Annotated in this window: 25 protein-coding genes, 3 tRNA genes and 1 pseudogene; 24 read left to right on the top strand and 5 right to left on the bottom strand. The window is 70.5% G+C overall.

Annotated features, from left to right (window positions below):
- The first annotated feature begins 1 nt into the window (after position 1).
- From ACZ5K7_RS31845 to ACZ5K7_RS31805, 9 genes are all read left to right on the top strand, one after another.
- The gene (locus tag ACZ5K7_RS31845; RefSeq protein ID WP_351693873.1) at positions 2 to 553 is read left to right on the top strand and encodes a NuoI/complex I 23 kDa subunit family protein; all 552 of its coding nucleotides are present in this window, start codon (positions 2 to 4) and stop codon (positions 551 to 553) included.
- Positions 550 to 1203, top strand: coding sequence for an NADH-quinone oxidoreductase subunit J family protein (locus ACZ5K7_RS31840; RefSeq protein ID WP_468918615.1), 654 nt, complete (start codon positions 550 to 552; stop codon positions 1201 to 1203). Before ACZ5K7_RS31845 ends, ACZ5K7_RS31840 begins: the two co-directional genes overlap by 4 nt.
- On the top strand, positions 1203 to 1580 hold the full coding sequence (gene nuoK, locus ACZ5K7_RS31835; RefSeq protein WP_351693867.1) for an NADH-quinone oxidoreductase subunit NuoK: 378 nt from the start codon (positions 1203 to 1205) through the stop codon (positions 1578 to 1580). The genes ACZ5K7_RS31840 and nuoK overlap by 1 nt, the downstream gene beginning before the upstream one ends.
- Complete coding sequence (locus tag ACZ5K7_RS31830) at positions 1577 to 3571, top strand: NADH-quinone oxidoreductase subunit 5 family protein (protein ID WP_468918612.1); 1995 nt, start codon at positions 1577 to 1579, stop codon at positions 3569 to 3571. The genes nuoK and ACZ5K7_RS31830 overlap by 4 nt, the downstream gene beginning before the upstream one ends.
- Positions 3572 to 3577: 6 nt before the next feature.
- Entirely contained in the window at positions 3578 to 5152 is a 1575-nt protein-coding gene (locus ACZ5K7_RS31825; RefSeq protein ID WP_468918609.1) for an NADH-quinone oxidoreductase subunit M, read from the top strand.
- Positions 5149 to 6672 carry an NADH-quinone oxidoreductase subunit N gene (locus ACZ5K7_RS31820; RefSeq protein WP_468918606.1) on the top strand — a complete coding sequence of 508 codons (1524 nt, stop codon included), beginning with the start codon at positions 5149 to 5151 and terminating at the stop codon, positions 6670 to 6672. Before ACZ5K7_RS31825 ends, ACZ5K7_RS31820 begins: the two co-directional genes overlap by 4 nt.
- Positions 6673 to 6900: 228 nt before the next feature.
- On the top strand, positions 6901 to 7764 hold the full coding sequence (gene htpX, locus ACZ5K7_RS31815; protein WP_468918604.1) for a zinc metalloprotease HtpX: 864 nt from the start codon (positions 6901 to 6903) through the stop codon (positions 7762 to 7764).
- Entirely contained in the window at positions 7761 to 8153 is a 393-nt protein-coding gene (locus ACZ5K7_RS31810; protein ID WP_351693852.1) for a YccF domain-containing protein, read from the top strand. The genes htpX and ACZ5K7_RS31810 overlap by 4 nt, the downstream gene beginning before the upstream one ends.
- Positions 8154 to 8264: 111 nt before the next feature.
- Complete coding sequence (locus ACZ5K7_RS31805) at positions 8265 to 8831, top strand: SMI1/KNR4 family protein (RefSeq protein WP_468918601.1); 567 nt, start codon at positions 8265 to 8267, stop codon at positions 8829 to 8831.
- Between the two features lie 79 nt (positions 8832 to 8910).
- On the opposite strand, the gene ACZ5K7_RS31800 is transcribed toward ACZ5K7_RS31805, so the two are convergent.
- Entirely contained in the window at positions 8911 to 10155 is a 1245-nt protein-coding gene (locus ACZ5K7_RS31800; protein ID WP_468918599.1) for an APC family permease, read from the bottom strand.
- 188 nt (positions 10156 to 10343) lie between these two features.
- Here ACZ5K7_RS31800 and ACZ5K7_RS31795 point away from each other — a divergent pair, with 188 nt between their 5' ends.
- Complete coding sequence (locus ACZ5K7_RS31795) at positions 10344 to 10610, top strand: GlsB/YeaQ/YmgE family stress response membrane protein (protein ID WP_351693843.1); 267 nt, start codon at positions 10344 to 10346, stop codon at positions 10608 to 10610.
- Between the two features lie 80 nt (positions 10611 to 10690).
- Here the strand turns inward: ACZ5K7_RS31795 and ACZ5K7_RS31790 are convergent, their stop codons facing one another.
- Complete coding sequence (locus ACZ5K7_RS31790) at positions 10691 to 11179, bottom strand: YajQ family cyclic di-GMP-binding protein (RefSeq protein ID WP_351693840.1); 489 nt, start codon at positions 11177 to 11179, stop codon at positions 10691 to 10693.
- Positions 11180 to 11403: 224 nt separating this feature from the next.
- Between ACZ5K7_RS31790 and ACZ5K7_RS31785 the strand changes: the two genes are divergently transcribed.
- The 4 genes from ACZ5K7_RS31785 to ACZ5K7_RS31770 all read left to right on the top strand — a co-directional run bounded on the left by ACZ5K7_RS31785 (position 11404) and on the right by ACZ5K7_RS31770 (position 13545).
- Positions 11404 to 11485, top strand: a tRNA-Tyr gene (locus ACZ5K7_RS31785).
- Positions 11486 to 11811: 326 nt separating this feature from the next.
- Positions 11812 to 12060: a hypothetical protein gene (locus ACZ5K7_RS31780; RefSeq protein WP_468918596.1), complete on the top strand. Its 249-nt coding sequence runs from the start codon at positions 11812 to 11814 to the stop codon at positions 12058 to 12060.
- A gap of 520 nt (positions 12061 to 12580) precedes the next feature.
- Positions 12581 to 12883 (top strand): hypothetical protein, encoded by a 303-nt coding sequence (locus ACZ5K7_RS31775; protein ID WP_468918593.1) that lies wholly within the window; start codon positions 12581 to 12583, stop codon positions 12881 to 12883.
- A gap of 449 nt (positions 12884 to 13332) precedes the next feature.
- A complete protein-coding gene (locus ACZ5K7_RS31770) occupies positions 13333 to 13545 on the top strand; it encodes a hypothetical protein (RefSeq protein ID WP_351693834.1) in 213 nt (70 codons plus the stop codon).
- A gap of 55 nt (positions 13546 to 13600) precedes the next feature.
- Here the strand turns inward: ACZ5K7_RS31770 and ACZ5K7_RS31765 are convergent, their stop codons facing one another.
- On the bottom strand, positions 13601 to 14257 hold the full coding sequence (locus ACZ5K7_RS31765) for an SDR family oxidoreductase (RefSeq protein WP_351693831.1): 657 nt from the start codon (positions 14255 to 14257) through the stop codon (positions 13601 to 13603).
- Positions 14258 to 14401: 144 nt separating this feature from the next.
- Complete coding sequence (locus ACZ5K7_RS31760; RefSeq protein ID WP_468918590.1) at positions 14402 to 15670, bottom strand: amidohydrolase family protein; 1269 nt, start codon at positions 15668 to 15670, stop codon at positions 14402 to 14404.
- Positions 15671 to 15935: 265 nt separating this feature from the next.
- On the opposite strand from ACZ5K7_RS31760, the gene ACZ5K7_RS31755 reads away from it, so the two are divergent.
- The 9 genes and pseudogenes from ACZ5K7_RS31755 to ACZ5K7_RS31715 all read left to right on the top strand — a co-directional run bounded on the left by ACZ5K7_RS31755 (position 15936) and on the right by ACZ5K7_RS31715 (position 23823).
- Positions 15936 to 16008: transfer RNA gene (locus ACZ5K7_RS31755), tRNA-Thr, on the top strand.
- Positions 16009 to 16052: 44 nt separating this feature from the next.
- Positions 16053 to 16125: transfer RNA gene (locus ACZ5K7_RS31750), tRNA-Met, on the top strand.
- Between the two features lie 89 nt (positions 16126 to 16214).
- Positions 16215 to 16379 (top strand): 50S ribosomal protein L33, encoded by a 165-nt coding sequence (rpmG, locus tag ACZ5K7_RS31745; protein ID WP_003948671.1) that lies wholly within the window; start codon positions 16215 to 16217, stop codon positions 16377 to 16379.
- Between the two features lie 116 nt (positions 16380 to 16495).
- Complete coding sequence (locus ACZ5K7_RS31740; protein ID WP_468918587.1) at positions 16496 to 16960, top strand: FAS1-like dehydratase domain-containing protein; 465 nt, start codon at positions 16496 to 16498, stop codon at positions 16958 to 16960.
- Between the two features lie 7 nt (positions 16961 to 16967).
- Entirely contained in the window at positions 16968 to 17396 is a 429-nt protein-coding gene (locus ACZ5K7_RS31735; protein ID WP_046731092.1) for a MaoC family dehydratase, read from the top strand.
- A gap of 174 nt (positions 17397 to 17570) precedes the next feature.
- On the top strand, positions 17571 to 18149 hold the full coding sequence (locus ACZ5K7_RS31730; protein WP_351693821.1) for a TetR/AcrR family transcriptional regulator: 579 nt from the start codon (positions 17571 to 17573) through the stop codon (positions 18147 to 18149).
- Positions 18150 to 18247: 98 nt separating this feature from the next.
- A complete protein-coding gene (locus ACZ5K7_RS31725) occupies positions 18248 to 19696 on the top strand; it encodes an MFS transporter (protein ID WP_468918583.1) in 1449 nt (482 codons plus the stop codon).
- Positions 19697 to 20505: 809 nt separating this feature from the next.
- Positions 20506 to 23094 (top strand): annotated as a pseudogene (gene clpB / locus ACZ5K7_RS31720) (ATP-dependent chaperone ClpB); the annotation flags it as partial.
- 195 nt (positions 23095 to 23289) lie between these two features.
- Entirely contained in the window at positions 23290 to 23823 is a 534-nt protein-coding gene (locus tag ACZ5K7_RS31715) for a YbjN domain-containing protein (protein ID WP_468918580.1), read from the top strand.
- A gap of 6 nt (positions 23824 to 23829) precedes the next feature.
- Here ACZ5K7_RS31715 and ACZ5K7_RS31710 read toward each other — a convergent pair whose 3' ends face one another.
- A complete protein-coding gene (locus tag ACZ5K7_RS31710) occupies positions 23830 to 25017 on the bottom strand; it encodes a hypothetical protein (protein ID WP_468918577.1) in 1188 nt (395 codons plus the stop codon).
- A 482-nt stretch (positions 25018 to 25499) separates the two neighbouring features.
- On the opposite strand from ACZ5K7_RS31710, the gene ACZ5K7_RS31705 reads away from it, so the two are divergent.
- Complete coding sequence (locus ACZ5K7_RS31705) at positions 25500 to 26054, top strand: Uma2 family endonuclease (RefSeq protein WP_468918575.1); 555 nt, start codon at positions 25500 to 25502, stop codon at positions 26052 to 26054.
- Positions 26055 to 26142 lie beyond the last annotated feature (88 nt).

Raw genomic sequence — 26142 nt, 5'->3', positions numbered from 1 at the left:
CGTGGCCCCCATTCCCGGCAGTGGCCTCGCCAAGGGCCTGGCCGTCACCCTGCGCACGATGACCCGGAAATCGGTCACCGAGCAGTACCCGGACGCCCTGCCCGAACTCCCGCCGCGCACCCGCGGTGTGATCGGTCTGTTCGAGGAGAACTGCACGGTCTGCATGCTCTGCGCCCGTGAGTGCCCCGACTGGTGCATCTACATCGACTCCCACAAGGAGACCGTCCCGGCGGCGGCCCCGGGCGGCCGTGAACGCAGCCGCAACGTCCTGGACCGCTTCGCCATCGACTTCTCCCTGTGCATGTACTGCGGTATCTGCATCGAGGTCTGTCCTTTCGACGCCCTGTTCTGGTCGCCGGAGTTCGAGTACGCCGAGACCGACATCCACGAACTCACCCACGAGCGCGACAAGCTCCGCGAGTGGATGTGGACGGTCCCGGCCCCGCCCGCCCTCGACCCCGGCGCGGAGGAACCGAAGGAGATCGCCGCCGCCCGGAAGACCGCCGAGAAGCTCGCGGCCGCCCAGGCCGAGCCGCAGGAGGAGGAGTCGTGAGCCCCCTCGCCCAGGCACCGCACGGCTTCCTGTCCCCGACCGGCGTGGAGATCGCCTTTCTCCTCGTCGGCCTGGTCACCTTCGGCGCCGCCCTCGTCACGGTCACCACCCGCCAACTCGTGCACGCCGCCCTGTGGCTGGTGGTCACCCTCGGCGGCCTCGCCGTCGAATACCTGCTGCTCACCGCCGAGTTCATCGCCTGGGTGCAGGTCCTCATCTATGTGGGCTCCGTAGTCGTCCTCCTTCTCTTCGGGCTGATGCTCACCAAGGCCCCGATCGGCCGCTCCCCGGACGCCGACTCCGGGAACCGCTGGGCCGCGTCGGCCGTCGCCGTGGCCGCCGCGGCGGCCCTGGTCTGGGTGGTCGTGGACGCCTTCCGTGCCACCTGGATCGACCTGGACGGCCCTGCCGCCGGTTCGACGAAGGTCACCGGAGAGAGCCTCTTCCAGAACTGGGTCCTGCCCTTCGAGGCCCTCTCCGTCCTCCTCCTCGCGGCCCTGGTCGGCGCCATCGTCCTGTCCCGGAAGGCGAAGGCGGACTCGGCCCCGCCCCCTGTGAACGGCCGGGCCGTCACGCAGAGTTCCCCTTCGGTCACGGATTCCGGGATTCACCCGATCGAGCAAAAGACCGAGCAGGAAGGCGCCCGCTGATGCACCTCGCCTATCCCGCCGTCCTCTCCGCCCTCCTCTTCTGCACCGGCCTGTACGGCGTCCTCGCCCGCCGCAACGCGATCCTGGTCCTGATGTCGGTCGAGCTGATGCTCAACGCCGTCAACCTCAACCTCGTCGCCTTCGACGTGTGGCTGAGCAGGGCAGCCCGGGACACCCTGCACTCCGGTCAGGCGCTGACCCTGTTCACCATCGCCATCGCCGCCGCCGAGATCGGCATCGGCCTGGCGATCGTCCTCGCCGTGTACCGCAACCGAGGCACCTCCGCCATCGACCGGCTCCGCGACACCGCCGAGGGCCACGAGCACGGCACGCCCACGGACGGGACGGCCGACGAGAAGGCTGAGGCCACCGCGTGACCACGACCAACCTCGCCGTCCTCGTCCCCCTCCTGCCCTTCCTGGCCGCCGCGGCCGGCCTGCTCGTGGGGCGCACGGCCCCCGGCTTCGTCCGCCCGCTCGCGGTCCTGCCGACCCTCGCCGCGTTCGCGTTGGCCATCACGGTCGCCGTGGAGCAGGGCGGCGGCCGGGCCGTCGACGCCCACACCCAGCTCACCCCGACCGGCTCCGTCCCGATCGAACTCGCCCTGCACATCGACGGCTTCGCCGCCCTTGTCGCCGTCCTGGTCGCCTTCGTCGCCACCTGTGTGCAGATCTACTCGACCGGCTACCTGCGCGACGACCCGCGCTACCCCTCGTACGCCGCCCTCGTCTCCCTTTTCACCTCCGCGATGCTGCTGGTCGTCTACTCCGGTGACCTGATCGTGCTGCTGGTCGGCTGGGAAGTCATGGGCATCTGCTCCTACTTCCTGGTCGGCCACTACTGGGAGACCCCCGAGGCCCGCGCCGCCTCCATCAAGGCCTTCCTGGTCACCAAGCTCGGCGACGTGCCGTTCCTGATCGGCCTGTTCGCGCTCGCCACCGACGCCGGCTCCTTCCGCATCACCACGATCCTCGGCACCGTCGCGAACGGCGGACTGCAGCACCCGACCCTGGTCGGGCTGCTGCTCCTGTGCGGTGTGGCGGGCAAGTCGGCGCAGTTCCCGCTGCACACCTGGCTCCCCGACGCCATGGCGGGCCCGACTCCCGTCTCCGCGCTGATCCACGCCGCCACGATGGTCGCCGCCGGCGTCTACTTCGTCGCCCGTCTCCTTCCGGTCTTCGAGGCCAGTGCGGCCGTGATGGTCGTCCTGGCCGCCATGGGCGCCGTCACGATGGTCGGTTCGGCCCTCGCCGCACTCGCCCAGGACGACATCAAGCGCGTCCTCGCCTACTCGACGATCGGTCAGCTCGGCTACATGACCGGCGCCCTCGCCGTCGGCGACCGCGGTGCCGCCGTCTTCCACCTCCTGTCCCACGGCGCCTTCAAGGCGCTGCTGTTCCTCGCGGCCGGCGTGATCATCCACGCGGCCGGCACCAACTCGCTGGCCGTCATGTCCCGCACCTCAGGACTGCGCGAACGCGTCCCGGACGCCTACTGGACGATGACCGTGGCGCTACTCGCACTGGCCGCGATCCCGCCCTTCAGCGGCTTCTTCTCCAAGGAGTCCGTCCTGGGCGCCGCCGAGCGAACGGCCACCGGCCACACCACGCACGCCCCCGGCAGCGCCGGCTGGATCGTCCTCGTCGCCGGCCTGGTCACCGCCGTACTCACCGCCGCGTACGCGACCCGGCTGTGGCTGCTCGCCTTCCGGGGCCGGGGCACCGAGGCCCCGGACCACGGCCGGCAGCCGCTGTCCATGACGGTCGTGCTGTGGGTCCTGACCGTCCCGTCCCTGGCCTTCGGCGGGCTCGCCTACCGGTCGCTGCCCGGCTGGTTCGACGGCCGCGACCTCACCCCGACCCTCACCACCTCGATCCTCGGCACCGGCCTCGCGCTCGTCGGCGGACTCGTCACCTACGGCGCCTGGCAGCGGACCAGGGCGCTGGCCGCCCGCGCCCCGATCGGCGCCGTCGCCGCGCACCCCGAGGGCGACGCCGGACTGGTCGAGGCCGAGGCCATCGCCGCCCACGAGCCCGCGTTCGGCGACATCGCCTACGCACCCGATCCGGCGGACCCCGCCCGGCTGCTGCTCGGCCCGCTGCGCCGGCACGCCGCCGAAGGCTTCCACCTGGACGCCGTGTACGACGTGCTGTTCGTCCGCCCGGTCCTGGCCGCGGCGAGCCTCGTCCAGTTCCTCGACCGCGAGGTCGTCGACACCTACATCCGGGGCGCGGCCGCCGCACCCCGCCTGCTCGGCGCCGCCGTACGGCGCGCCCAGACCGGCAACGTCCAGACCTATGTGAGCGCGCTGCTCGCCGGCACCGTCGTCCTGGCGGTCGCCGTCCTCCTCGTCGCCACGGGAGCGTGAGCAGGCGTGATCGATATCAACGAGTCCGTGATGCAGTTCCTTCTGGCATTGATCGTCGTCGGTCCGCTCCTCGGCGCCGTCGCCGCCCTGCTCCCCGCCCCGCCCGGGCTGAAGGGGAAGTCACCCGAGCAGGCCGTACTCCGCCACGGAGTGACGGTGACCGGTGCGATCCTCATCGCCGCGATCGTCCTCGCGCTCGGCTTCGACCACGACCATCCGTCGAGGATGCAGGCCACGACCGACATCAGCTGGATCCCCGCACTCGACGTGCGCATCCACCTCGGCATCGATGGCATCTCCCTCCCCCTCGTGGTCCTGACCGCGCTGCTGACCTTCCTCTGCGCGCTCTACTCGTACTTCAACATGCCGGCGGGCCCGTCCCCGAAGGCATTCGTCGCGCTGCTGCTCGTCCTGGAGTCCGGCACCCTGGCGAGCTTCGCCGTCCTCGACCTGCTGCTGTTCTTCCTCGCGTTCGAGATGGTCCTCATCCCGATGTACTTCCTCATCGCCCGCTGGGGCGGCGCGGGGCGGACCCGGGCCGCCTGGAAGTTCATCCTCTTCACCCTGCTCGGATCCGTCGTCATGCTGCTCGGCCTGCTCCTGATCGGAATCAAGGCAGGCACGTTCGACATGGTGGCACTCGCCACTGACAACGGCCGGTCACTGACCACATCCGTGCAGGTCATCGCCGTTCTGGCGATCGGGATCGGGCTTGCGGTCAAGACCCCGATGTGGCCCCTGCACAGCTGGCTGCCGGACGCCCACACCGCCGCGCCGACCGTCGGCTCGGTCCTGCTGGCCGGCGTCCTGCTGAAGATGGGCACGTACGGGTTCGTCCGGATCCTGCTGCCGGTCGCGCCGGACGGATTCCGCACCTTCGCGCCGTACCTCGCCGCCTTCGCCGTGATCGGCATCATCTACGGCTCCCTGGCCTGTCTGAACCTGGCCAAACGGGGCGCGAAGGGCGACCTCAAGCGCCTGATCGCCTACTCCTCCGTCGGCCACATGGGCTTCGTCCTGCTCGGCATCGCCACCATGACCCCGACCGGCGTCAACGGCGCCCTGTTCGCCAACATCGCCCACGGCCTCATCACCGGCCTGCTGTTCTTCCTGATCGGCGGCCTCAAGGACCGCACCGGCACCACCGACCTCGACACTCTGGCCGAGGAGACGGGTGCCGCTCTGTACGGCAAGGCGCCGCGCCTCGGCGGGCTCCTCGCCTTCGCCTCCGTCGCCTCGCTCGGACTGCCCGGACTCGCCGGGTTCTGGGGCGAGATGCTCGCCCTGTTCGGCGCGTTCGAACCCGCCGTCGGCCTCAGCCGCCCCGCCTTCCTCACCTTCATGGCGATCGCCGCCTTCGGCACCCTGCTGACCGCCGCGTACCTGCTGACCGTGGTCCGCCGCGTCTGCATGGGCGCCGTACCGCAGGCCATGCCCGAACTCGCCGACGTACGCACCTACGAGTTCGCGGCCTGGACCCCACTCGTCGCCCTCACCGTCGTCGCCGGACTGTGGCCCAAGGCCCTGCTCGGGCTCACCGACCCGGCAGTGCAGCAGCTCCTCGCAGGAGGCCCCCGATGAGCGCCCTGGCCCAGCCACAGGCCGCGAACCTCGTCCAGTCCGTCGACTGGCTCGCCATCGCCCCGCCCACCCTCACCGCGGTCGTCGGCCTCGCCGTCCTCGTCGCCGACCTGTTCGTGCCGGAGGCCAGGAAGCCCCTCCTCGGCTGGGTGTCGGTCGCCGGACTCGCCGCGGCCGCCGGCCTGCTGCTGCCGCTCCTGGACCACGACCGCAGCACCTTCTGCCTGACGGGCGCCACGCGCGCGTGCAGCTACACGGCCGACCGGTTCACCCTGGTCGTGCAGTTCCTGGTGCTCGGCGGCGCCCTGCTCACGGCCCTGCTGTCCGTCACCACCCTGAAGGACGGCAACCGCCGCTATCCCCAGGGCGAGTTCTGGTTCCTGCTGCTCTCCTCGGCCGCCGGCGCCGCCCTGCTGCCCGCCTCCCGCGACCTCGCCACCCTGATCGTCGCCCTGGAGGTCGCCTCCCTGCCGGCCTTCGCCCTCGTCGGCATCCGGCACGGCGACGCGAAGTCCTCCGAAGCCGCCCTGAAGTTCTTCCTGTCCTCGGTGACCGCGACCGCCGTCAGCCTCCTGGGCATCAGCTTCGTGTACGCCACCACCGGCAGCCTCTACCTCACCCAGGTCGCCGACCGCATCCAGCACGTCGACGGCCAGCTGCACACCCTCGCCCAGACGGGTGTCGTCCTCACCCTTGTGGGCTTCGCGTTCAAGACAGCCGCCGTTCCCTTCCACTTCTGGGTCCCCGACACCTACGTCGGTGCCCCGCTCCCCATCGCCGCCTACCTGTCCGTCGTCGGCAAGGCCGTCGGCTTCTCCGGCCTGATCCTGGTCACCGTCGTCGCCTTCCCGTCGTACGCCGACGTCTGGGGCCCCGCACTCGCCGCCCTGGCCGCCCTCACCATGACCGTCGGCAACGTCGCGGCCCTGCGCCAGCAGGCCACGCGCGCGTACAGCGCGGTACGACTGCTCGCCTGGTCGTCGGTGGGCCAGGCCGGCTACCTGCTCGTGCCGATCGCCGCCGCCGGATACGCCAAGGACCCCCAGAAGGCCGTCGGCTCCACCGTCGCCTACGCCCTCATGTACGCGACCGTGAACCTCGGCGCCTTCGCGGTGGCCGCCCTGGTCGGCCGTACCAAGGAACTCAACCGGCTCTCCGACTACCGCGGCCTCTACGGCAAGAACCCGCTGACCGCACTGCTCCTGGCGTTCTTCCTGCTGTGCCTGGCCGGACTCCCGCCCGGCATCATCGGACTGTTCGCCAAGGTCACCGTCTTCTCCGCGGCCGTCGACGCCGGCCTCGGCTGGCTGGCCGTCGTCATGGCCGTCAACGTCGTGATCGCCCTCTACTACTACCTCCAGTGGACGGCCCTGCTGTTCCGCGCCCCCGAAGGCGACACCGCCAGGCACCGCCTTCCGGCCCCCCTCACGGCCGCACTCGCCCTCACCGGCGCCCTCGGCGTCGCGCTTTCCGGCGCGCCCCAACTGGTGCTCCGCTTCGCCGCCACCGGCCTGTTCTGACGCCCTCCACGCGCGCGTGCGGACCACCGGCACGGGCGGGGCGCGGATCCTCACCCGGACGGCTCACGCGCCGCACAGCGGACACAAGGGAACTAGCGGCCGTCGCCTGGCGTTGACCAGTGCGGAAGGGTCCACTGGACGTGACACCACGACACCGGTGGCATCGCAGATCGGAAGGCAGCACCGCAGGCAAAGGGTTCCCCTGCCGCACGACTTGGAGGGCGTACCGTGCACCGCCGGCACAACGGACTCAGAACGGCAGTCCTCCTCGGAGGACTGTCGGCACTCATCATCGTCATCGGCAGCTTCTTCGGCCGGACGGGTCTGATCGTCGCGGTCCTCGGCGCCCTCGGCACGAACGCGTACGCGTACTGGAACAGCGACAAACTGGCGCTACGCGCGATGCGCGCGCGCCCGGTGAGCGAATTCGAGGCACCGGCCCTGTACCGGATGGTCCGCGACCTCTCCACCCAGGCCCGCCAGCCCATGCCCCGCCTCTACATCTCCCCGACCGAGGCCCCGAACGCCTTCGCGACGGGCCGCAACCCGCGCAACGCCGCCGTGTGCTGCACCGAAGGCATCCTGCGCATCCTGGACGAGCGCGAACTGCGGGGTGTGATCGGCCACGAGCTCAGCCACGTCTACAACCGCGACATCCTCATCTCGTCGGTCGCCGGCGCCCTCGCCTCGGTGATCATGTTCCTGGTCAACTTCGCCTGGCTGATCCCGGTCGGCCGTTCGGACGACGACGACGGCCCCGGCTTCCTCGGCCTGCTGCTGATCATGATCCTGGGCCCGCTGGCCGCCACAGTCATCCAGCTCGCCATCAGCCGCTCCCGGGAGTACGAGGCGGACGCCTCCGGCGCCCAGCTCACCGGCGACCCGCTCGCCCTCGCCAGCGCCCTGCGCAAGCTGGAGGCCGGCACCAAGCAGCTCCCGCTGCCCCCCGAGCCCCGGATCGAGACCGCGAGCCACATGATGATCGCGAACCCCTTCCGCCCGGGCCAGGGACTGTCCAAGATGTTCTCGACGCATCCGCCCATGGCGGAGCGGATCGCCCGACTGGAGAAGATGGCAGGTCGCCCGCAGTGAAGACCATCCTGAACGTCATTTGGCTCGTCCTGAGCGGTTTCTGGCTGTTCCTCGGCTACCTGCTGGCGGGCGTGATCCTCTGCATCACGATCATCGGCATTCCATTTGGCGTAGCGGCCTTTCGTATCGGCGTCTACGCCCTGTGGCCCTTCGGGTACACGACCGTCGAGCGGCGGGACGCCGGCGCCCCCTCCTGCGTCGGCAACGTCCTGTGGCTGGTCCTCGCAGGCTGGTGGCTGGCCCTCGCCCACATCGTCACCGGTGTCGTGATGTGCCTGACGATCATCGGGATCCCGTTCGGCATCGCCAACTTCAAGCTGATCCCGGTCTCCCTGCTTCCGCTGGGACGCGAGATCGTGCCCACGGACCAGCCGTTCGCGACCCGCTGACCCCACCTCATCCGACGCTCGCCGCACACGAGTTGTCCACAGGCCCGCACCCGGACCCAGGGTTGTCCACAGGCCGCCGCGATTGTCAGTGGCGGCCTGCATCATGAAGCCATGACCGAGATCGAGCAGTTGCTGACACGGGTGGCCGTCCAGGCCCGCGACTCCCGTCCGTGGGGCTGGCCTTCGCTTCCCGCGCCCGTCGACGCAGCCACGATCGACCGCGCCGGTCAGACCCTGGGCTTCCCGCTGCCGCCCCTCCTCGCCGCGCTCTACGAACGGGTGGGCGACGGCGGTTTCGGCCCCTCTTACGGCCTGCTGCCCCTGCTCGACTCCGCGCCTTCGGGGGAACCGGCCGCCGTCGCCCAGTACCTCACCAACCGCGAGTACGGCCGCAGGAACCCGGACTGGCCCTGGCCCGAGGGCATCCTGCCGATATCCCACTGGGGCTGTGGCATGTACGCGTGTGTGGACTGCCGGGACCCGCGGGCCACGGTCCTGCTCTACGAGCCCAACGCAGACGACGCCGAGGGCGCCTGGCTCGTGGACGCGCCCAGCCTTGCCGACTGGCTGCGCATCTGGCTGGAGGGCACGGGCTGGTACGAGGAGACCGACGAGGGAACGGACCTGGCGCTCTGGGCCGACATCCGGACCCGCACGGCCCCGGAGCAGGCCGTCTGAGAGGCGGGGTCTCCCGAGCGCGGCCGCCGCAGTTCCACGCCGCACCTCGCGACCGCTGTCGCTGTGGCGACCACCGTGTCTACCGGGCCGCCACCCACCGCCGTACGGCGTATGCCGCCGCACCCACCGCCAGTACGGCCGCCCCCGCAACCACGGAGGCCACCGGCAGCGCGAAAGCTAGGATCACACACCCCAGCAGCCCCACCACCGGGACCAGCCGGGCCCGCGGCGCGGGGTCCAGCGTCCACGCCGAGGCGTTGGCCACCGCGTAGTACGCCAGCACGCCGAAGGAGGAGAAACCGATGGCACCCCGGACGTCCACCGTCGCCGCCGCCACGGCGACCACCGCGCCGACGGCCAGCTCCGCACGGTGCGGAACCTGGAAACGCGGATGCACGGCGGCCAGCGCCCGGGGCAGATGGCCGTCACGGGCCATGGCGAGCGTGGTCCGTGAGACGCCCAGGACCAGCGCCAGCAGCGAGCCGAGCGCGGCCACCGCCGCCCCCACCCGCACCACGGGCACCAGCCCCGGCACCCCGGCCGCCCGCACCGCGTCGGTCAGCGGTGCCCCCGCCCGTCCCAGCGTCTCGGCGCCGAGCACGGAGAGCGCGGCCACCGCCACGCACGCGTACACCACCAGCGCGATACCCAGGGCCAGTGGAATCGCGCGCGGGATGGTGCGCGCCGGGTCCCGCACCTCTTCGCCGAGGGTCGCGATCCGCGCGTACCCGGCGAACGCGAAGAACAGCAGGCCGGCCGCCTGAAGCACGCCGCCCACACCCGAAGACACCCCGATGTCCAGCCGCCCGGCGTCCGCCCGCCCGGACGTCAGGCACACGACCACCACGGAAGCGAGGACCGCCAGCACCACGGCCACGATCACCCGCGTCAGCCAGGCCGACTTCTGGATGCCGCCGTAGTTCACGGCGGTCAGCGCCACCACGGCCGCGACCGCAACCACGTGCGCCTGCTCCGGCCAGGCATAGGCGCCCACGGTGAGTGCCATCGCGGCGCAGGACGCCGTCTTTCCGACGACGAACGCCCAGCCCGCGAGGTATCCCCAGAAGGCGCCGAGCCGCTCCCGCCCGTACACGTAGGTGCCGCCCGACTGCGGGTAGCGGGCGGCGAGGCGGGCCGAGGACATGGCGTTGCAGTAGGCGACCAGGGCGGCGACGGCCAGCCCGGGCAGCAGCCCCGACCCGGCCGCGTGGGCCGCCGGGCCCAGGGCCGAGAACACGCCGGCCCCGATCATCGAGCCGAGACCGACGACCACCGCGTCGCGTACGCCCAGCGTGCGCCGCAGGCCAGGAGAGGAGGAGACCATGCGCCGCACCCTACGGATCGCCGCAACCGTGAGGAGTCGCCGGGGCGTCCTCGTCATCGACAGCGCACGAACAGACGCGCGACGGCTGTCTGGGGCGTTCCCGGACGGCCTGTCCGGCACAGCCGGCCGAGAACGAAAACACAGGGCCGGAACAGTGCGAACACAGCGCGGAAGGGCAGGTTCAGGGCATGGGCATCATCGGTTGGATCATCCTGGGACTGTTGGCCGGCGCCATCGCCAAAATCCTGCTGCCGGGACGCGACCCGGGCGGCTTCATCGGCACGACCCTCATCGGCATCGTGGGCGCGTTCCTCGGCGGCTGGATATCGGCCCGCTGGCTGGACCACCCCATAACCAAGAACTTCTACGACGGCGCGACCTGGGTGGCGGCGATCGGAGGCTCGCTGGTCCTGCTGATCGTCTACCGCCTTCTGTTCGGTAATTCGCGCGACTGAGCGCCCCTACCGCAGGCCGGCAGACGAGAAGGGCGGGTACCAGGGGTGCCCACCCTTCCTCGTACCTCGGCCGGCGGTGACTACCGGTAGTTCACGAACTGGAGCGCGAAGTCGAAGTCCTGGCCCTTCAGGAGCGCGATCACGGCCTGGAGGTCGTCGCGGCTCTTGGAGCTGACGCGCAGTTCGTCGCCCTGGACCTGGGCCTTCACACCCTTGGGGCCCTCATCGCGGATGATCTTCGCGACCTTCTTCGCGTTCTCCTGGGAGATGCCCTCCTCGATCGACGCGAAGATCTTGTACTCCTTGCCGGAGAGCTGCGGCTCACCCGCGTCCAGCGCCTTCAGCGAGATGCCGCGCTTGATCAGCTTCGACTGGAAGACGTCGAGGATCGCCTTGACCCGCTCCTCGGAGTTCGCCTGCATCAGGATGTTCTCGCCGGACCAGGCGATCGAGGCGCCCACGCCCTTGAAGTCAAAGCGCTGCGAGATCTCCTTGGCGGCCTGGTTGAGGGCGTTGTCGACCTCCTGCCGCTCGACCTTCGAGACGATGTCGAAACTGGAGTCGGCCATGTCCTGTGGCTCCTTGTATCTGGGGGCGTAACGGGATGCGTTTCCGGCGCGCGACGGCGGCCGCGCCTGGTGTGGGGACCGGGCCGCATCCGCACCAGCCTAGCCACCCCAGGTCTCGCGAGCGCAGATCAATCGGGTGGCGGAGCACCCCTCGGGATCGGGTATTGTTTACGTCGTTGCCAGGGAGCACCGCCGAAAAACGGTTCGACTTGGTGGCAAACCCCGGCGGTGTGCCCGAGCGGCCAAAGGGAGCAGACTGTAAATCTGCCGGCTTCGCCTTCCCAGGTTCGAATCCTGGCGCCGCCACGCAAGTGGGATTGGCCCCTGACCAGTGAGTTTGGTCGGGGGCCGTTCTCGTTGTCGGCTCACGTCAGTACCCGCCGTTCCCCGGTGTTCCCCGCCCGTTCTGGCGCGGTCGTGGCACGTGTCGTGACCTTGATCACTGACTACCAGGCCCCAAGGACCGTGTGGTGTCGCGGTGCGCCCCTCGATGCGAACTATGGGCGCGACGGTCGATGTGGTCTGCTCGGCTGGTCAGACGATCATGCGGGGCTGCTCGCGGTTGGTCCCGGTCGCGATGGTTGCTGTACCTCGCTGCTGTACGAGAGGAAGGCGTGAGGTACAACTACGCAATGACGACTCGACCGACGCAGGCAATGTGGTGGGCTGAAATGGCGATCTTCCTTGCCGTAGCCGCCGCGACTTTCGCCGGGATCAGCGCTCTTCTGGTGGCATCGGCGCCCCAGGGCCGCCACGTCACAGTGGAGGGCGGGGCCTCCGTCGTGCTGGTTGCGCTGTCCGCCGGCGTCGGCATCTTCGTGAGTGGCCGGTTCAGGGCATGGGGGCTGCGTCGGCAAGCCGTGTCCTGCACGCAGTCTTGAAAACCGTCGTGGCAGCGATGTCACCGTGGGTTCAAATCTCACACCCACCGCAGAAGAACGGCCCCTGACCAGGTAAATCCGTTGGGGGCCGTTCTCATGCCCGCTGTCCGTCAACCAGCGTGGTTCCCCGTCAGATACCGGTGGATCGGGCACGGAAGGGGCACGGGCGCCTTCTGATTCGTTACTCGCCGGTCGGCACGGTTGGTGCTGCTTGGATATCTGCCGCCACCGTCATCGTGAGTACGCTGCCGCGCAGCACTATGGCCCGGTAGTGCTGACTCGCCTCATCGCCGCCAACGTCCGAGGGCTGTCGCCCCAGCAGGAATGCGGATGTTCGCCTGCACATCTCCATATATGTTCTATATGCATCGCGCACGTCACGGCTAGCGATAGTCATCACCGGTCCGATCCATCGGACGATTCGTATTTGAGATGACTGGACGTCCGCCATCGTCTCCAGGGGCTGTGCGTCCGTGCCCCCGTTCTCGGCGTAGCTCACAAGCTGGGCCACCTTCATCTCGTGCTCCTCAGCGTCTTTGAGCATCTCCGCGTACGCGGCTCTGCGTTCTTGGCGAAGCCAGTGCTCGTGGCTGCGGCCAAGCGGCTCGGCCACGCCAATGCGAGCGTCACGACTCGCCACTACGCCCGGTCGCGTGACGGTCAGGACGTAGAGATCGCAAAGGGGCTGAACGCCGATCACGAGAAGGCGCAGCGGGCCCGTGCCAGGAAGGCGAAGAACGTGAAGCCGATCAAGGATGACGTGGCACGGAAGTTGCACGACGAGAAGCAGGACCCTGCCCGATCTGACGATCAAGGCGTCTGACCTGCATGGATAGCGTGGCGTTCATGATCGATCGCCGGAGTCTGTAAATCTGCCGGCTTCGCCTTCCCAGGTTCGAATCCTGGCGCCGCCACTTTGGGGAAGACCCCCTCCGGACTGTGGAAACACAGTCCGGAGGGGGTCTCTACGTTGCGTCATGAGTGACGTCGGGCGGAGGCGTGACGTGCCCCGCAGCGGGGGCGAAGTGGCCGCCGGCCAAAGCCTGCGAGAACGCGGAGGCGCGCCGGACCGAGGGCCCCTGAGCACACCCGCGCCCCGGAGCCGTCGCCGCCCGGCGTGGGCATGAAGCCGGCTCTCGTGATCGGCCGGCAGGCCCGTGCGGGCGCGGTGCCGGCGCCCGCACCACCGACACCGGGGGAAGCCCGGATCAACCGCCCCTGGACCCCCACGGCCCCCGGTACATGTGCCCCGCCCCGGGGCACACTGGGCACATGTCCTCCCGACGTAGAACCTGTCCGGTGTGCCGCCGTGAGATCGCCGTCGTCGCGGGACGCTTCGCGCGGCACGACCCGCCCGGGGTGCGGGAGACCGGCGATCTGGTCTCCTGCTCCGGCTCGCGGCGGCAGGCCCAACTGGGGGCGGCCCAGCCGTCGTTGGACGGCTACGCCGTGCCGGACTTTCCCGGACAGCTGTCGCTGTTCTGAGGAACCCGCCCGGCCGTCGTCACCGTCACAGGTCCCAACGGCCAGGGCGGTGGGTTCAGTTCCCGGCCACCGACTTCACGGCCACCGAGACCGGCGTCGAACCGCCGATCAGCTCCAGGGTCAGACCCGCCGTCGCCGACGTGTCCACCAACTCCGCGAGGACGGCGGCCACGTCGTCGCGCGGGACCGAACCCGGGCCCGTGTGTGCCTCCAGACGCACCAGGCCCTTGCCCGGGTCGTCCGTCAGTGAACCGGGCCGCAGGATCGTCCAGTCCAGGGCACTCTGCCGACTGACGTACGCGTCGGCCTCGCCCTTGGCCCGCAGGTACACGTCGAAGACCCCGTCGCCCTGGTGCGCCGGGTCCGCGCCCATCGACGAGACGATCACGAAACGGCGCACGCCCGCGCGAACGGCCGCCTCCACGAACAACACCGCCGCGCCCTTGTCCACCGTTTCCTTGCGGGCCGTGCCGCTGCCCGGGCCCGCACCCGCCGCGAACACCGCCGCGTCCGCTCCCCGCAGAGGCGCCGCGACCTCCTCGACCGACGCCGACTCCAGGTCGAGCAGCACCGGTTCGGCACCGGCCGCCCGGAGATCGTCGCTCTGCTCGGCCTTCCGGATGATTCCCGCGACCTCGTCCCCGCGCGCGGAGAGCAGCCGCTCCAACCGCAGCGCGATCTGACCATGACCACCAGCGATGACAATGCGCATGTTTCCGACCGTACGCCCGAAGCCCCGCATCCGCTGCACGACTTCATGCGCCCCACGTGCTCACGCAGGTCCCTGGAAGCGCCCGCCGGGTTCGGACCGTCCCTGTGGACGCGCCCCTTCGCGCCGCACGCTCCCGCGCACCCCTCAGGACACCTCGCCCCGCCCCTGCCGAGGCAGCCCCAGCTCCGCTGTCGCCGCCGAGTTGCAGTACTCGCGGACCGCGCTCGTGCGTGCCACCACGCGCCCCCGGTGCACCACGATCCGGCTGTAGGCGAGGGAGAGGGCCCCGGCCAGATGGTCGCCGCGCACGGCGAGGAGTTCGGCGGGGAAGCCGGCCTCGACACGGACCTCGGGGAGGCCCAGGGCGGCCCGGGAGGAGGCGCTCACGGTGTCGTAGGCATCCTCGGGGCGCAGGCCGTGGCGGGAGGCCAGGAGGTAGGCCGCCTCCAGCGGGTCGCCCCGGCCGACGGGGTTCGACAGGTCGCGCAGGGCGCCGCTGCCGGCCGCGACCCGTACTCCGGCCGCGCGCAGCAGCCGTACCGGAGCCGTGCCGCGGCGGTCCACGGAGCCGCAGCCGCCTTGGGGCAGGCACACCACCGTGACGCCGGCTGCGGCGAGCTGGTCCGCGACCCGGGCGGCCGCCTCGGCGGGCAGGCGCGCGAGCCCGGCGCACGGGCCGAGCGTCACGCCGGGGCGCATGCCACCCGCCATCGCCGCGAGCCGCGCCAGCCGGGCCGGGTCGACGGCGTCCGTGTGCAGATCGACCGGGCAGCCGTGCTCGGAGGCCACCTCCAGGACGGCTTCCGCATAGCCCGTGGGATCGGGGTCCAGATCGGGGCAGCCGCCCAGCACGGACGCGCCCATCTTCGCGGCGTCCCGCAGTATCGCCAGCCCCTCGGCGCCGGCCACCCCGGTCAGCACGCGCGGCATCGCGACCGCCGTCAGTTCCGCGAGCCCGCGCAGCGAGCGGCGTGCCTGGAGCACGGCGGCAAGGGCGGCCAGCCCCTGGACGTCGCCCACGCGCACGTGCGCGCGTACCGCCGTAGCGCCGTGGCCGAGTTGCAGGAGGGCCGCCTCGGTGGCGCGCCGCTGGACGTCGTCGGGGTCGTACGAGACGGGACCGCCGCGATCGGCGGAGAGCGCGGTGTCGCCGTGGGCGTGCGGTTCGGCCGGGGCCGGGAGGAGGAGGTAGCCACTCAGGTCCACGCGCGCGCCGCCCGCGCGGGCCGGACCCGGTGCCAGGCTGCCGGCCGTACCGACCGCCTCGATGCGTCCGCCGCCCAGCCGTACGTCCACGGTCCGGCCGTCGGTGAGCCGTGCCCCGCACAGCAGGAGCCCGGTCGGCTCGGACTGTCCCGAGGAGCCCGGGGAGTTGGACGACGACGAGGGCGGCTGCGGCTGGCTGTCGGGCATCGCGCTCCATGAAGGTCGGTCCGGGCGGGGACTCAAGATCACGCAGAGTGAGTCGAGCCTAGGGTGGCGAACCGCGTGCGGCGGGGAGGAGCGCAATAGTCGTACCGGCCTCGTCGGACCGGTCGGGAACGGTTCGGCACGCGCGCGTGAGGAGCGTCGGAAGGGGCCCGAGAGGCTGCCGTGAGCCGGGCGGAAGAGGACCGGTGGGGCGGCGGGAAACGGATTTGGGTGAACGGCGGCCGAGCGTGTAATGTCTTCATCGCTCGCCCCAATAGCTCAGTCGGCAGAGCGTCTCCATGGTAAGGAGAAGGTCTACGGTTCGATTCCGTATTGGGGCTCTGGTGTGAGAGGTCCCGTCGCGAGGCGGGACTGATCTCATCAAAGCGGTGTAGCTCAGTCGGTAGAGCAAGCGGCTCATAATCGCTGTGTCACCGGTTCAAGTCCGGTCACCGCTACTGACAGTAGCCGATTGCGGGGTCGGTCCTTCGATCGGCTACTCTTTTTGCGTTGAATCAGTCCATCCGTTCGTCTTAGGAGCACTCACGTGGCTGCCACCGACGTCCGCCCGAAGATCACGCTGGCCTGCGTGGAGTGCAAGGAGCGGAACTACATCACCAAGAAGAACCGGCGTAACAACCCGGACCGTCTTGAGATGAAGAAGCACTGCCCGCGTTGCAATGCGCACACCGCGCATCGCGAAACGCGATAACAACAGGCTCGTTCGTGAGGCCGTTCCCGGCTCGGGGGCGGCCTCACGGCGTTTCGGCCGTCGGCTTCCCGCTAGTTTGTGGGGCATCACAGCAGACATCAGGAGGTGCCGGGCCAATGGCGCTCGACCAGTCCTTCGTGGGACGGACCTACCCACCCACCGAGCCCTACGAGGTGGGCCGGGAGAAGATCCGTGAGTTCGCCGAGGCGGTCGGCGACACCAACCCCGTGTACTCGGACCCGGAGGCCGCCAAAGCACTCGGCTACTCCGATGTGATCGCCCCGCCGACCTTTGTCTTCTCGATCACTTTCCGGGCGGCCGGGCAGGTCGTCGAGGACCCGCAGCTGGGCCTGGACTACAGCCGGGTGGTGCACGGCGACCAGAAGTTCGCATACCGGCGTCCGGTGCGTGCCGGCGACCGGCTGACCGTCACCTCCACCATCGAGGCCATCAAGTCCCTCGCGGGCAACGACATCATCGACATCCGCGGCGACGTCCATGACGAGTCGGGCGAGCTCGTGGTGAGCGCCCTGACCAAGCTGGTGGCCCGCGCGGCGGACGCCGAAGAAGGCGAGGCGTGAGGATCCGATGACGTCGAAGATCGCGTACGAGGACGTCGAGGTGGGCACCGAACTGCCCGCCCAGACCTTCCCCGTGACCCGCGCCACGCTGGTGCGGTACGCGGGCGCCTCCGGGGACTTCAACCCCATCCACTGGAACGAGAAGTTCGCCAAGGAGGTGGGCCTGCCGGACGTCATCGCGCACGGCATGTTCACCATGGCCGAGGCGATCCGCGTGGTCACCGACTGGACCGGTGACCCGGGCGCGGTCGTCGACTACGGCGTCCGCTTCACCAAGCCCGTCGTCGTGCCGAACGACGACCAGGGCGCCCTGATCGAGGTCAGCGGCAAGGTAGCGGCCAAGCTCGACGACAACACCGTGCGCGTCGACCTGACGGCGACGAGCGCCGGGCAGAAGGTGCTGGGCATGTCGCGGGCGGTCGTACGGCTGGGCTGAGCCCGGCGAGTTCCACGGCCTGGTAACCCGGCGAGTTCCACGGCCTGGTAAGGGGCGCTCCCCATGGTGGGGCGCCCCTTACGCGCGTACGACCCCTACCCATGAAACGGGCCGCGAGGAGGGGGCGTTCCCGGTCCCTTGACTTGGTTAGTGATTGAGTACTAACTTTCTCGCATGGTCAGGATGAGTGCTGAGGAGCGGCGCGAGAGCGTCGTCCGCGCGGCGATCGCAGAGTTCTCGCAGAGGGGCTACTACGGGACCTCCACCGAGGCGATCGCCAAACGGGTCGGGGTTTCGCAGCCCTATCTCTTCCGGCTCTTCCCGGGCAAGAAGGCGATCTTCGCCGCCGCCTCGCAGCGCTGCATCGACGAGATGCGTGAGCTCTTCGAGAAGGCCGCCGAGGGGTTGCGGGGCGAAGAGGCCCTGCACGCCATGGGGGACGCGTATGTGCGGATCATCCAGGAGCGGCCGGAACGGCTCCAGATGCAGATGCAGACGTACATCACGGTCGCGGCCGCCGAGGCGGAAGGCGAGCACGAGTTCGGCGAGCTCGTGCGGGCCGGCTGGGGGCGGCTGTGGGATACCGTCCATCTGCTCTCGGGCGCCGACGTCGACCGCACCACGACCTTCCTGGCCAAGGGAATGCTCATCAACACCTATGCGGCCATGGGGTTTCCGCCCGAACACCGGGTCTGGCAGGGGATGTACCAGGACGCCGGGGTCACCGGGCTGGGGAAGTGCAGCGACGGGTGAGGGGGCGGTTCGCCCTTCCCCGGCCTGGCCTTTTCATGGGCCAGAAACTTAGTGACCGATAACTAATAATTTCCGCAAGGCCACGCTCTGGGGGAGCGATGTCACAGCAGTCCGCACAGCAGACCGCACGCAAGGGAAGCGCCGCATGGGCGCTCGTCATCACCAGCGTCGCCGGATTCATGGCGGCCCTCGACAACCTCGTCGTCACCACCGCACTGCCCTCCATCCGCAAGGACCTCGGCGGCGCCCTGGACGACCTCGAATGGACCGTGAGCGCCTACACGCTCACCTTCGCCGTCCTGCTGATGTTCGGCGCGGCCCTCGGCGACCGCTTCGGCCGCCGCCGGCTCTTCCTCGCCGGAATCACCGTCTTCACCATCGCCTCCGCCGCCGCGGCCATGGCGCCCGGTATCGACTCACTGATCGCCGCCCGAGCGGTGCAGGGCGTCGGCGCGGCCGTGATGATGCCCCTGACGCTCACCCTGCTGACGGCGGCCGTGCCCGAGGCCAGGCGCGGGATGGCGTACGGCATCTGGGGCGCCGTCAACGGGCTCGCGGTCGCCTCGGGGCCGCTCATCGGCGGCAGCCTCACCGAACACGTGTCCTGGCACTGGATCTTCTGGCTGAACGTGCCGCTCGGCCTCGCCCTGCTGCCGCTCGCCCGTCTCCGTCTCGCCGAGTCCCACGGCACCGGCGCCCCGCTCGACTTCCCCGGCACCCTGCTCGCCAGCGGCGGCCTCTTCGGGATCGTCTACGGCCTGGTGCGCGGCCCCGCCGACGGCTGGACCAGCCCCCTCGTGCTCACCGGGCTGTTCGCGGGCGGCGCCCTGCTCGTCGGCTTCGTCATCCACGGCAGCCGCGCCAAGAACCCCATGCTGCCGATGCGACTCTTCCGCTCCCGGGCCTTCTCCGGGATCAACGCGGCCAGCCTGCTGATGTTCCTCGGGATGTTCGGCTCGATCTTCCTGCTCAGCCAGTACATGCAGGGCGTCCTCGGCTACTCGCCCACCGAGGCGGGCCTCAGGATGCTGCCCTGGACCGGCATGCCGATGCTCGTCGCACCCATCGCCGGGATCCTCTCCGACCGGATAGGCGGCCGCCCGGTCGCCGCCGCCGGACTCTTCCTGCAAGCCGCCGGGCTCGGCTACATGGCCTCCGTGGTCACCGCCCACGCCTCCTACGGCATCCAGCTGCCCGGCCTGATCATCAGCGGTATCGGCATGGCGCTGTACTTCGCCCCGGCCGCCAACCTCGTGATGTCCGCCGTGCGCCCGCAGGAACAGGGCATCGCCTCCGGAGCCAACAACGCGCTGCGCGAGGTCGGCGGCGCGCTCGGCATCGCCGTCATGTCGTCCATCTTCGCCGCCCAGGGCGGCTACGAGAGCGCCCAGAGCTTCGTGGACGGGCTGCGGCCCGCCCTGGTCACCGGCTCCGCCGTGGTCGCCCTCGCCGGGATCGCGGCCCTGCTCATCCCCGGCCGGCGACGGACCGCGCGGACGGTGACCGAGAGGGAGCCGGGCCCGGCCCTGGAGACCGTCGGCAGCTGACGGCACGCGCGCGTGGGGGGGGGGGGGGGGGGGGGGGGGTGTCTGCCTTTGCGTATTCCGGGGAACCCACAAACCCCCCTCTCCCCCCCCCCCCCCCCCCCCCCCAAAACCCCCCCCCCCCCTCCCCCCCCCCCCCCCCCCCCCCCCCCCCCCCCCCCCCCCCCCCCCCGCTGCAGTTTTCCGGGGATATTTCGGTGTATCGGCCGGTTTCGGCCAAGGTTCACGGTGGCTGAAACCCGTCTGTGGAACCCCGGTAGAACAGGGCGGCCGCCCCGGGGTGCCGACTCAATCCCGCCCCCCGTGCCCCGGCACCCACGCCGCCTCACCTTCGGTGCCCGCCGCGGAGGGCACCGCCCTCACCGAGAGCACTCTCCCACCCACTCCCCGCCCCGGGCCGCCGTCACCGCCCCGTCCCGGCCATCGGCCACCCGCTTTCCGCACCTCCCCCCGGTCATCGGCCACTCGCTCCCCGTACCGCCCCCCGGCCCCGACCGCCATCACCGCCCCGTCCCGGCCATCGGCCACCCCTCCCCACGCTTCCCGGCCGCTCGCTCGCCCCCTCCGTCCCGTCTCTCCCCCGCCGCCCGCCGCCCGCCGCACGGCGTCTCGCGTCCGCCGCCTCCGGTGTCCCCCCGGCGCCCCCGCCGCCCGCGCGGTCTCCTCCGTCCCCACCCCCTCGTCACGCCAAGCCCCCGCACCCCCGAAGCTGGTCCCCGGAAAGGCTCCCGTCTCTACCTTGAGTGGAATAGACTCAACTTTGTGTACGTTGGCTGAGTCAGCCGAACGATGCCGAGGAGGAGAACGCGAACGTGGACGCCGAGCTGACCAACAGGAGCCGGGACGCGATCAACGCGGCCAGCAGCAGGGCCGTGACCGAGGGGCACGCGGATCTGACGCCTGTTCACCTGCTGCTGGCTCTGCTTGCCGGGCAGGACAACGAGAACATCACGGACCTGCTCGCGGCCGTCGACGCCGACCAGGCCGCCGTACGCCAGGGCGCCGAGCGCGCGCTGGCCGCGCTGCCCAGCGTGACCGGCTCCACGGTCGCGCCCCCGCAGCCCAACCGCGAACTGCTCGCGGTCCTCGCCGACGCGGCCGACCGCGCCCGTGACCTCGGTGACGACTACCTCTCCACCGAGCACCTGCTCATCGGCATCGCCGCGAAGGGCGGCGCGGCCGGCGAGGTGCTCGACCGGCAGGGGGTCACCGCGAAGAAGCTGGTGGAGGCCTTCCAGAAGGCGCGCGGCGGACGCCGGGTGACCACCGCCGACCCGGAGGGCCAGTACAAGGCGCTGGAGAAGTTCGGGACGGACTTCACGGCCGCCGCCCGGGACGGCAAGCTCGACCCCGTCATCGGACGGGACCAGGAGATCCGGCGGGTCGTGCAGGTGCTGTCCCGCCGTACCAAGAACAACCCCGTGCTCATCGGCGAGCCGGGCGTCGGCAAGACCGCCGTCGTCGAGGGGCTCGCCCAGCGGATCGTGAAGGGGGACGTGCCGGAGTCGCTGAAGAACAAGCGACTGGTGGCGCTGGACCTGGGCGCGATGGTCGCGGGCGCGAAGTACCGGGGCGAGTTCGAGGAGCGGCTGAAGACCGTCCTCGCCGAGATCAAGGACTCCGACGGGCAGATCATCACCTTCATCGACGAGCTGCACACGGTCGTCGGCGCCGGAGCCGGCGGTGACTCCGCCATGGACGCCGGCAACATGCTGAAGCCGATGCTGGCCCGCGGCGAGCTGCGCATGGTCGGCGCGACCACCCTCGACGAGTACCGGGAGCGGATCGAGAAGGACCCGGCGCTGGAGCGGCGCTTCCAGCAGGTGCTGGTGGCGGAGCCGACCGTCGAGGACACGATCGCGATCCTGCGCGGGCTCAAGGGCCGGTACGAGGCCCACCACAAGGTCCAGATCGCCGACAGCGCGCTGGTGGCCGCCGCGACCCTCTCCGACCGCTACATCACCTCCCGTTTCCTCCCCGACAAGGCCATCGACCTGGTCGACGAGGCGGCCTCGCGGCTCCGCATGGAGATCGACTCCTCGCCCGTCGAGATCGACGAACTCCAGCGCTCCGTCGACCGGTTGAAGATGGAGGAACTGGCGCTGGAGAAGGAGACCGACCCGGCATCCCGGGAGCGCCTGGAGAAGCTGCGCCGCGACCTCGCCGACAAGGAGGAGGACCTGCGCGGCCTCAACGTCCGCTGGGAGCGCGAGAAGCAGTCCCTGAACCGGGTCGGCGAGCTGAAGGAGAAGCTCGACGAACTCCGTGGCACCGCCGAACGCGCCCAGCGCGACGGCGACTTCGACACCGCCTCCAAGCTGCTGTACGGCGAGATCCCGCAGCTGGAGAAGGAGCTGGAGGCCGCGTCCGAGGCGGAGGAGGAGACCGCCCGGGACACCATGGTCAAGGACGAGGTCGGCTCCGACGACATCGCGGACGTCGTGGCCGCCTGGACCGGCATCCCCGCCGGGCGTCTCCTGGAGGGCGAGACCCAGAAGCTGCTCCGTATGGAGGACGAGCTGGGCCGCCGCCTCATCGGCCAGACCGAGGCCGTACGCGCGGTGTCCGACGCCGTACGACGGTCCCGCGCCGGTATCGCCGACCCGGACCGCCCCACCGGCTCCTTCCTCTTCCTCGGCCCGACCGGTGTCGGCAAGACGGAACTGGCCAAGGCGCTCGCCGACTTCCTCTTCGACGACGAGCGGGCGATGGTCCGGATCGACATGTCGGAGTACAGCGAGAAGCACAGCGTGGCCCGGCTGGTCGGTGCCCCGCCCGGATACGTCGGCTACGAGGAGGGCGGCCAGCTGACCGAGGCGGTCCGCCGCCGCCCCTACACCGTGGTCCTCCTGGACGAGGTGGAGAAGGCCCACCCCGAGGTCTTCGACATCCTCCTCCAGGTGCTGGACGACGGCCGGCTCACCGACGGCCAGGGCCGCACGGTCGACTTCCGCAACACCATCCTGGTGCTGACGTCCAACCTGGGCAGCCAGTACCTGGTGGACCCGGTGCTCGGCGAGGAGGAGAAGAAGCGGCAGGTCCTGGAGACGGTCCGGCACTCCTTCAAGCCGGAGTTCCTCAACCGCCTGGACGACCTGGTCGTCTTCTCCGCCCTGGCCAAGGACGAGCTGGCCCGGATCGCCCGGCTCCAGATCGACCGGCTGGCCAAGCGCCTGGCCGACCGCCGCCTCGCCCTGGAGATCACCCCCGAGGCCCTGGCCTGGCTCGCCGAGGAGGGCAACGACCCGGCGTACGGTGCCCGGCCGCTGCGCCGCCTGGTCCAGACCGCCATCGGAGACCGTCTGGCCAAGGAGATCCTGTCCGGCGAGGTCAAGGACGGCGACACGATCCGGGTGGACGCCTTCGGTGAGGGCCTGATCGTGGGCCCGGTGACGGCGGAGGAAGCGGCCGGGGAATCGGCCGGTGAAACGGCCGGTGAAACGGCCGGGGAAGCCGTCGAAAGCACCGGTCAGGAGACCGGAAAAACGCTCTGAGCGGAATTCCGCCAACGGGAGATGAACCCGCCGGGGCGGGGGTTGCCACCCCCCTCCCCGGATGGGGGAGGATGGCGGGATCCGTATGAAGGGAAAATCACGGTGACCATCGACCCGTCCTCGATTCCGAACTTCGGGGGCCAGCCCGAGCCGCAGCCCCAAGGACCGGCGGGCCCCGTCGTCCCGGATCAGGATCTTGTGAAGCAGCTCCTCGACCAGATGGAGCTCAAGTACGTCGTCGACGACGAGGGTGACCTCGCGGCGCCGTGGGAGCAGTTCCGTACGTACTTCATGTTCCGTGGCGAGGACGAGCAGTCGGTCTTCTCGGTGCGGACGTTCTACGACCGCCCCCACAAGATCGACGAGAAGCCCCAGCTCCTGGAGTCCATCGACGACTGGAACCGTCGGACGCTGTGGCCCAAGGTCTACACCCACACCCACGACGACGGCGCCGTCCGTCTCATCGGTGAGGCGCAGATGCTCATCGGCATGGGCGTCGACATCAACCACTTCGTGTCGTCCACGGTCAGCTGGGTGCGGGCCGCGATCGAGTTCGACAAGTGGCTCGTCGAGCAGCTCGGTCTGGAGGAGGCCGTCAACGGGGCCGACCAGCCCGAGGGCGACGACGAGGAGTAGGCAGCTCTACAGGGGCGTGTCGGCGACGACGACCAGGTACGCGCCGTAGCCGAACGAGAGCCCGGCCAGGGCCGCGACCACCACGGACGCGTGCCAGGGCCGGGCTCTCGCCGTGCGGACCAGCGCCCGGGCCAGCGGGAGGAGGAGCGGGAAGGCCGGCAGGAGGAAGCGCGGCTTGGACTCGAAGAAGCCCGAGCCGCCGAGCGTGATCAGCAGGAGTACGGCGGTGTAGGCGAGCAGCGGCAGCGGGGCCCGGTCCAGCAGCAGGAGCGCGAAGAGGACCACCGCCGTCGCCACGATCACCAGGGCCATCGGGAAGACGAAGCGGTCGCCGCGCAGCAGCAGGTCGCGGACGAAGCGGAGCGAGCCCCGGCCGAAGTCGAAGCGCGACCCCCACAGGCGCTGTACGCCGAAGTAGCCGCCCAGCGGATCGCCGGCCCGGCGCCCCACCCACAGGACGTACGCGAGCCAGCCGAGCGGGGCGAGTGCCGCGCCCGTCCACAGCCTGTGGGCAACCCGGCCGCGGGAACGGTGTATCTCGCGGACGGCGGCGAGCAGCACGGCCACCGCGACCGCGAAGCCGTTCGGCCGGGACAGGCCCGCCAGGGCCGCCAGGGTGCCCGCCCACAGCCAGTTTCCGGCCAGGACCGCGTACAGGGACCAGGCGGCGAACGCGGTCAGGACCGGTTCCGTGTACGCCATGGACAGCACCACGGAGTGCGGGAGCAGGCCCCAGAGCAGGACGAGGGCCGTGCCCACCGCGCGGCCGTGCAGCCGGGCGCCCACCGCGTAGATGCCCGCGGCGGCGACACCGGCGGCCGTCCAGGAAACCAGCAGGCCGGCACCCGCCCCGCTGAGCGGGGTGACAGCCGTGAGGATGCGGATCAGGGCCGGGTAGAGCGGGAAGAACGCCAGGTCGCTGTGGATGACGTCGGGGCGGAAGTACAGGGTGCGGCCGTAGCCGTGCGCCGCGATGCCCAGGTACCAGACCGAGTCCCAGGACCGGCCGAGCAGGGTCAGCGGATGCCTGCCGCCCGCCCAGGCGGCCAGCGCGACCACGGCCATGCCGGTGAGCCGGGCCGCCGCGAACAGCCCCACCGCGACACCGCCCGCGGTGACGAGGGACGGGGTGAGAGCGGCGGTGCCGGTGGTCGTAGTGGCGGTCGTACTGGCGGTGGTGCTGGCGTGGCTCACATTCGCACCCTGCGGGGGACCGGGGCGAAGTGCGAGAGATATGCGCCCGATGGGGTAGCGGAGGGGCACGCCTCCTGGCGTGGCGCGGGCCGCCGACGAGCCTGGGGGTGGTAACGGGCACGGCTGCTACGGACGGGATCACGGGAACCGCTTGGTCTCCGCGCACGAGCCGATCATCCGCCGGGAGCTCCTTGACGGGCCGCCACGGTCACCACGTCCACCCTTGAGCCACGTCATCGGCTACGCCGCCCCTGACCGCGAGCGCACTGCCGTCGTGACCAGCTCCGGCGCCGAGGTCACCCAGGCGACACCTCCTTGGCCCACCTGTTCCCATGTCGTTGAACAGGCCCCGCCGCGGATCTCCGGCACCGGCGGTGAGCGGGCCGCACAACATGTCCGGACCGGTCTGCCGGCCGTACCGGCGGGCTCGGTGACGCGTCCCTGTCCGTCGTATCCTGACCGCACACGGGAAGGAGCCGTCCATGAGCGTCGACGCGATCGTGCACACCGAGTTCCCCAAGGGGTACACGGTCCTGTTCGGGGCCGACGGAAAGGTGATCATGACCCCGCAGAGCGAAGAGCACTCCAGCACCATCAGGTCGATGCAGATCGACTCCGCTCTTGCCCTCGGCCGTCACGCGAAGGTCACCTCCGATGTCTACATCGACTTCCCCGCCGACGAGAACTCTGCCCCCGACCTCGCGATCCTGCGCGAGGACGCACGCAAGGAAGGCAAGCGCTACGGCTTCGAGGACGTCCTGCTGATCTCCGAGGTCGTCTCGACCTCTTCCGCACGCAAGGACTACGACGACTGCACCGCGAAGTACGGCCGTTACGGCATCCCGACCTACCTGGTCGTGGACCCCTACGCCCAGGAAGTCGTCCTTCACACCCAGCCGACCGCCACCGGTTACATCGCCGCACACACCCACAAGTACGGCACGGGCAAGCTCCCCATCCCCCTGGCCGACGGCCGCACCTTCACCCTCGACCTCGACGAACTCCCGCGCCCGGAGCCGGAGCCGGACGCCCGCTGACGCGAAGGGCCTCCCGTGGCGTGGAGCGCGTCGGTGATGAGTCGCAGTTGAAGACCGAGGGCTATGGCGGGCACCCGACCCGGGATGG

This window comes from Streptomyces sp. NPDC031497 (genome assembly GCF_055580905.1).
The sequence above is the reverse complement of the archived record's forward strand: the minus strand, read 5'-3'. Positions and strand labels throughout refer to the sequence as shown.

Coding starts and splice junctions, on each gene's coding strand:
- ACZ5K7_RS31735 (WP_046731092.1), top strand. CDS start 16,968: ATGACGTCGAAGATCGCGTACGAGGACGTCGAGGTGGGCACCGAACTG.
- ACZ5K7_RS31730 (WP_351693821.1), top strand. CDS start 17,571: ATGGTCAGGATGAGTGCTGAGGAGCGGCGCGAGAGCGTCGTCCGCGCG.
- ACZ5K7_RS31770 (WP_351693834.1), top strand. CDS start 13,333: ATGTCCTCCCGACGTAGAACCTGTCCGGTGTGCCGCCGTGAGATCGCC.
- ACZ5K7_RS31790 (WP_351693840.1), bottom strand. CDS start 11,179: ATGGCCGACTCCAGTTTCGACATCGTCTCGAAGGTCGAGCGGCAGGAG.
- ACZ5K7_RS31805 (WP_468918601.1), top strand. CDS start 8,265: ATGACCGAGATCGAGCAGTTGCTGACACGGGTGGCCGTCCAGGCCCGC.
- ACZ5K7_RS31725 (WP_468918583.1), top strand. CDS start 18,248: ATGTCACAGCAGTCCGCACAGCAGACCGCACGCAAGGGAAGCGCCGCA.
- nuoK (WP_351693867.1), top strand. CDS start 1,203: ATGCACCTCGCCTATCCCGCCGTCCTCTCCGCCCTCCTCTTCTGCACC.
- ACZ5K7_RS31765 (WP_351693831.1), bottom strand. CDS start 14,257: ATGCGCATTGTCATCGCTGGTGGTCATGGTCAGATCGCGCTGCGGTTG.
- ACZ5K7_RS31740 (WP_468918587.1), top strand. CDS start 16,496: ATGGCGCTCGACCAGTCCTTCGTGGGACGGACCTACCCACCCACCGAG.
- ACZ5K7_RS31760 (WP_468918590.1), bottom strand. CDS start 15,670: ATGCCCGACAGCCAGCCGCAGCCGCCCTCGTCGTCGTCCAACTCCCCG.
- ACZ5K7_RS31795 (WP_351693843.1), top strand. CDS start 10,344: ATGGGCATCATCGGTTGGATCATCCTGGGACTGTTGGCCGGCGCCATC.
- ACZ5K7_RS31705 (WP_468918575.1), top strand. CDS start 25,500: ATGAGCGTCGACGCGATCGTGCACACCGAGTTCCCCAAGGGGTACACG.
- ACZ5K7_RS31800 (WP_468918599.1), bottom strand. CDS start 10,155: ATGGTCTCCTCCTCTCCTGGCCTGCGGCGCACGCTGGGCGTACGCGAC.
- ACZ5K7_RS31820 (WP_468918606.1), top strand. CDS start 5,149: ATGAGCGCCCTGGCCCAGCCACAGGCCGCGAACCTCGTCCAGTCCGTC.
- ACZ5K7_RS31780 (WP_468918596.1), top strand. CDS start 11,812: ATGACGACTCGACCGACGCAGGCAATGTGGTGGGCTGAAATGGCGATC.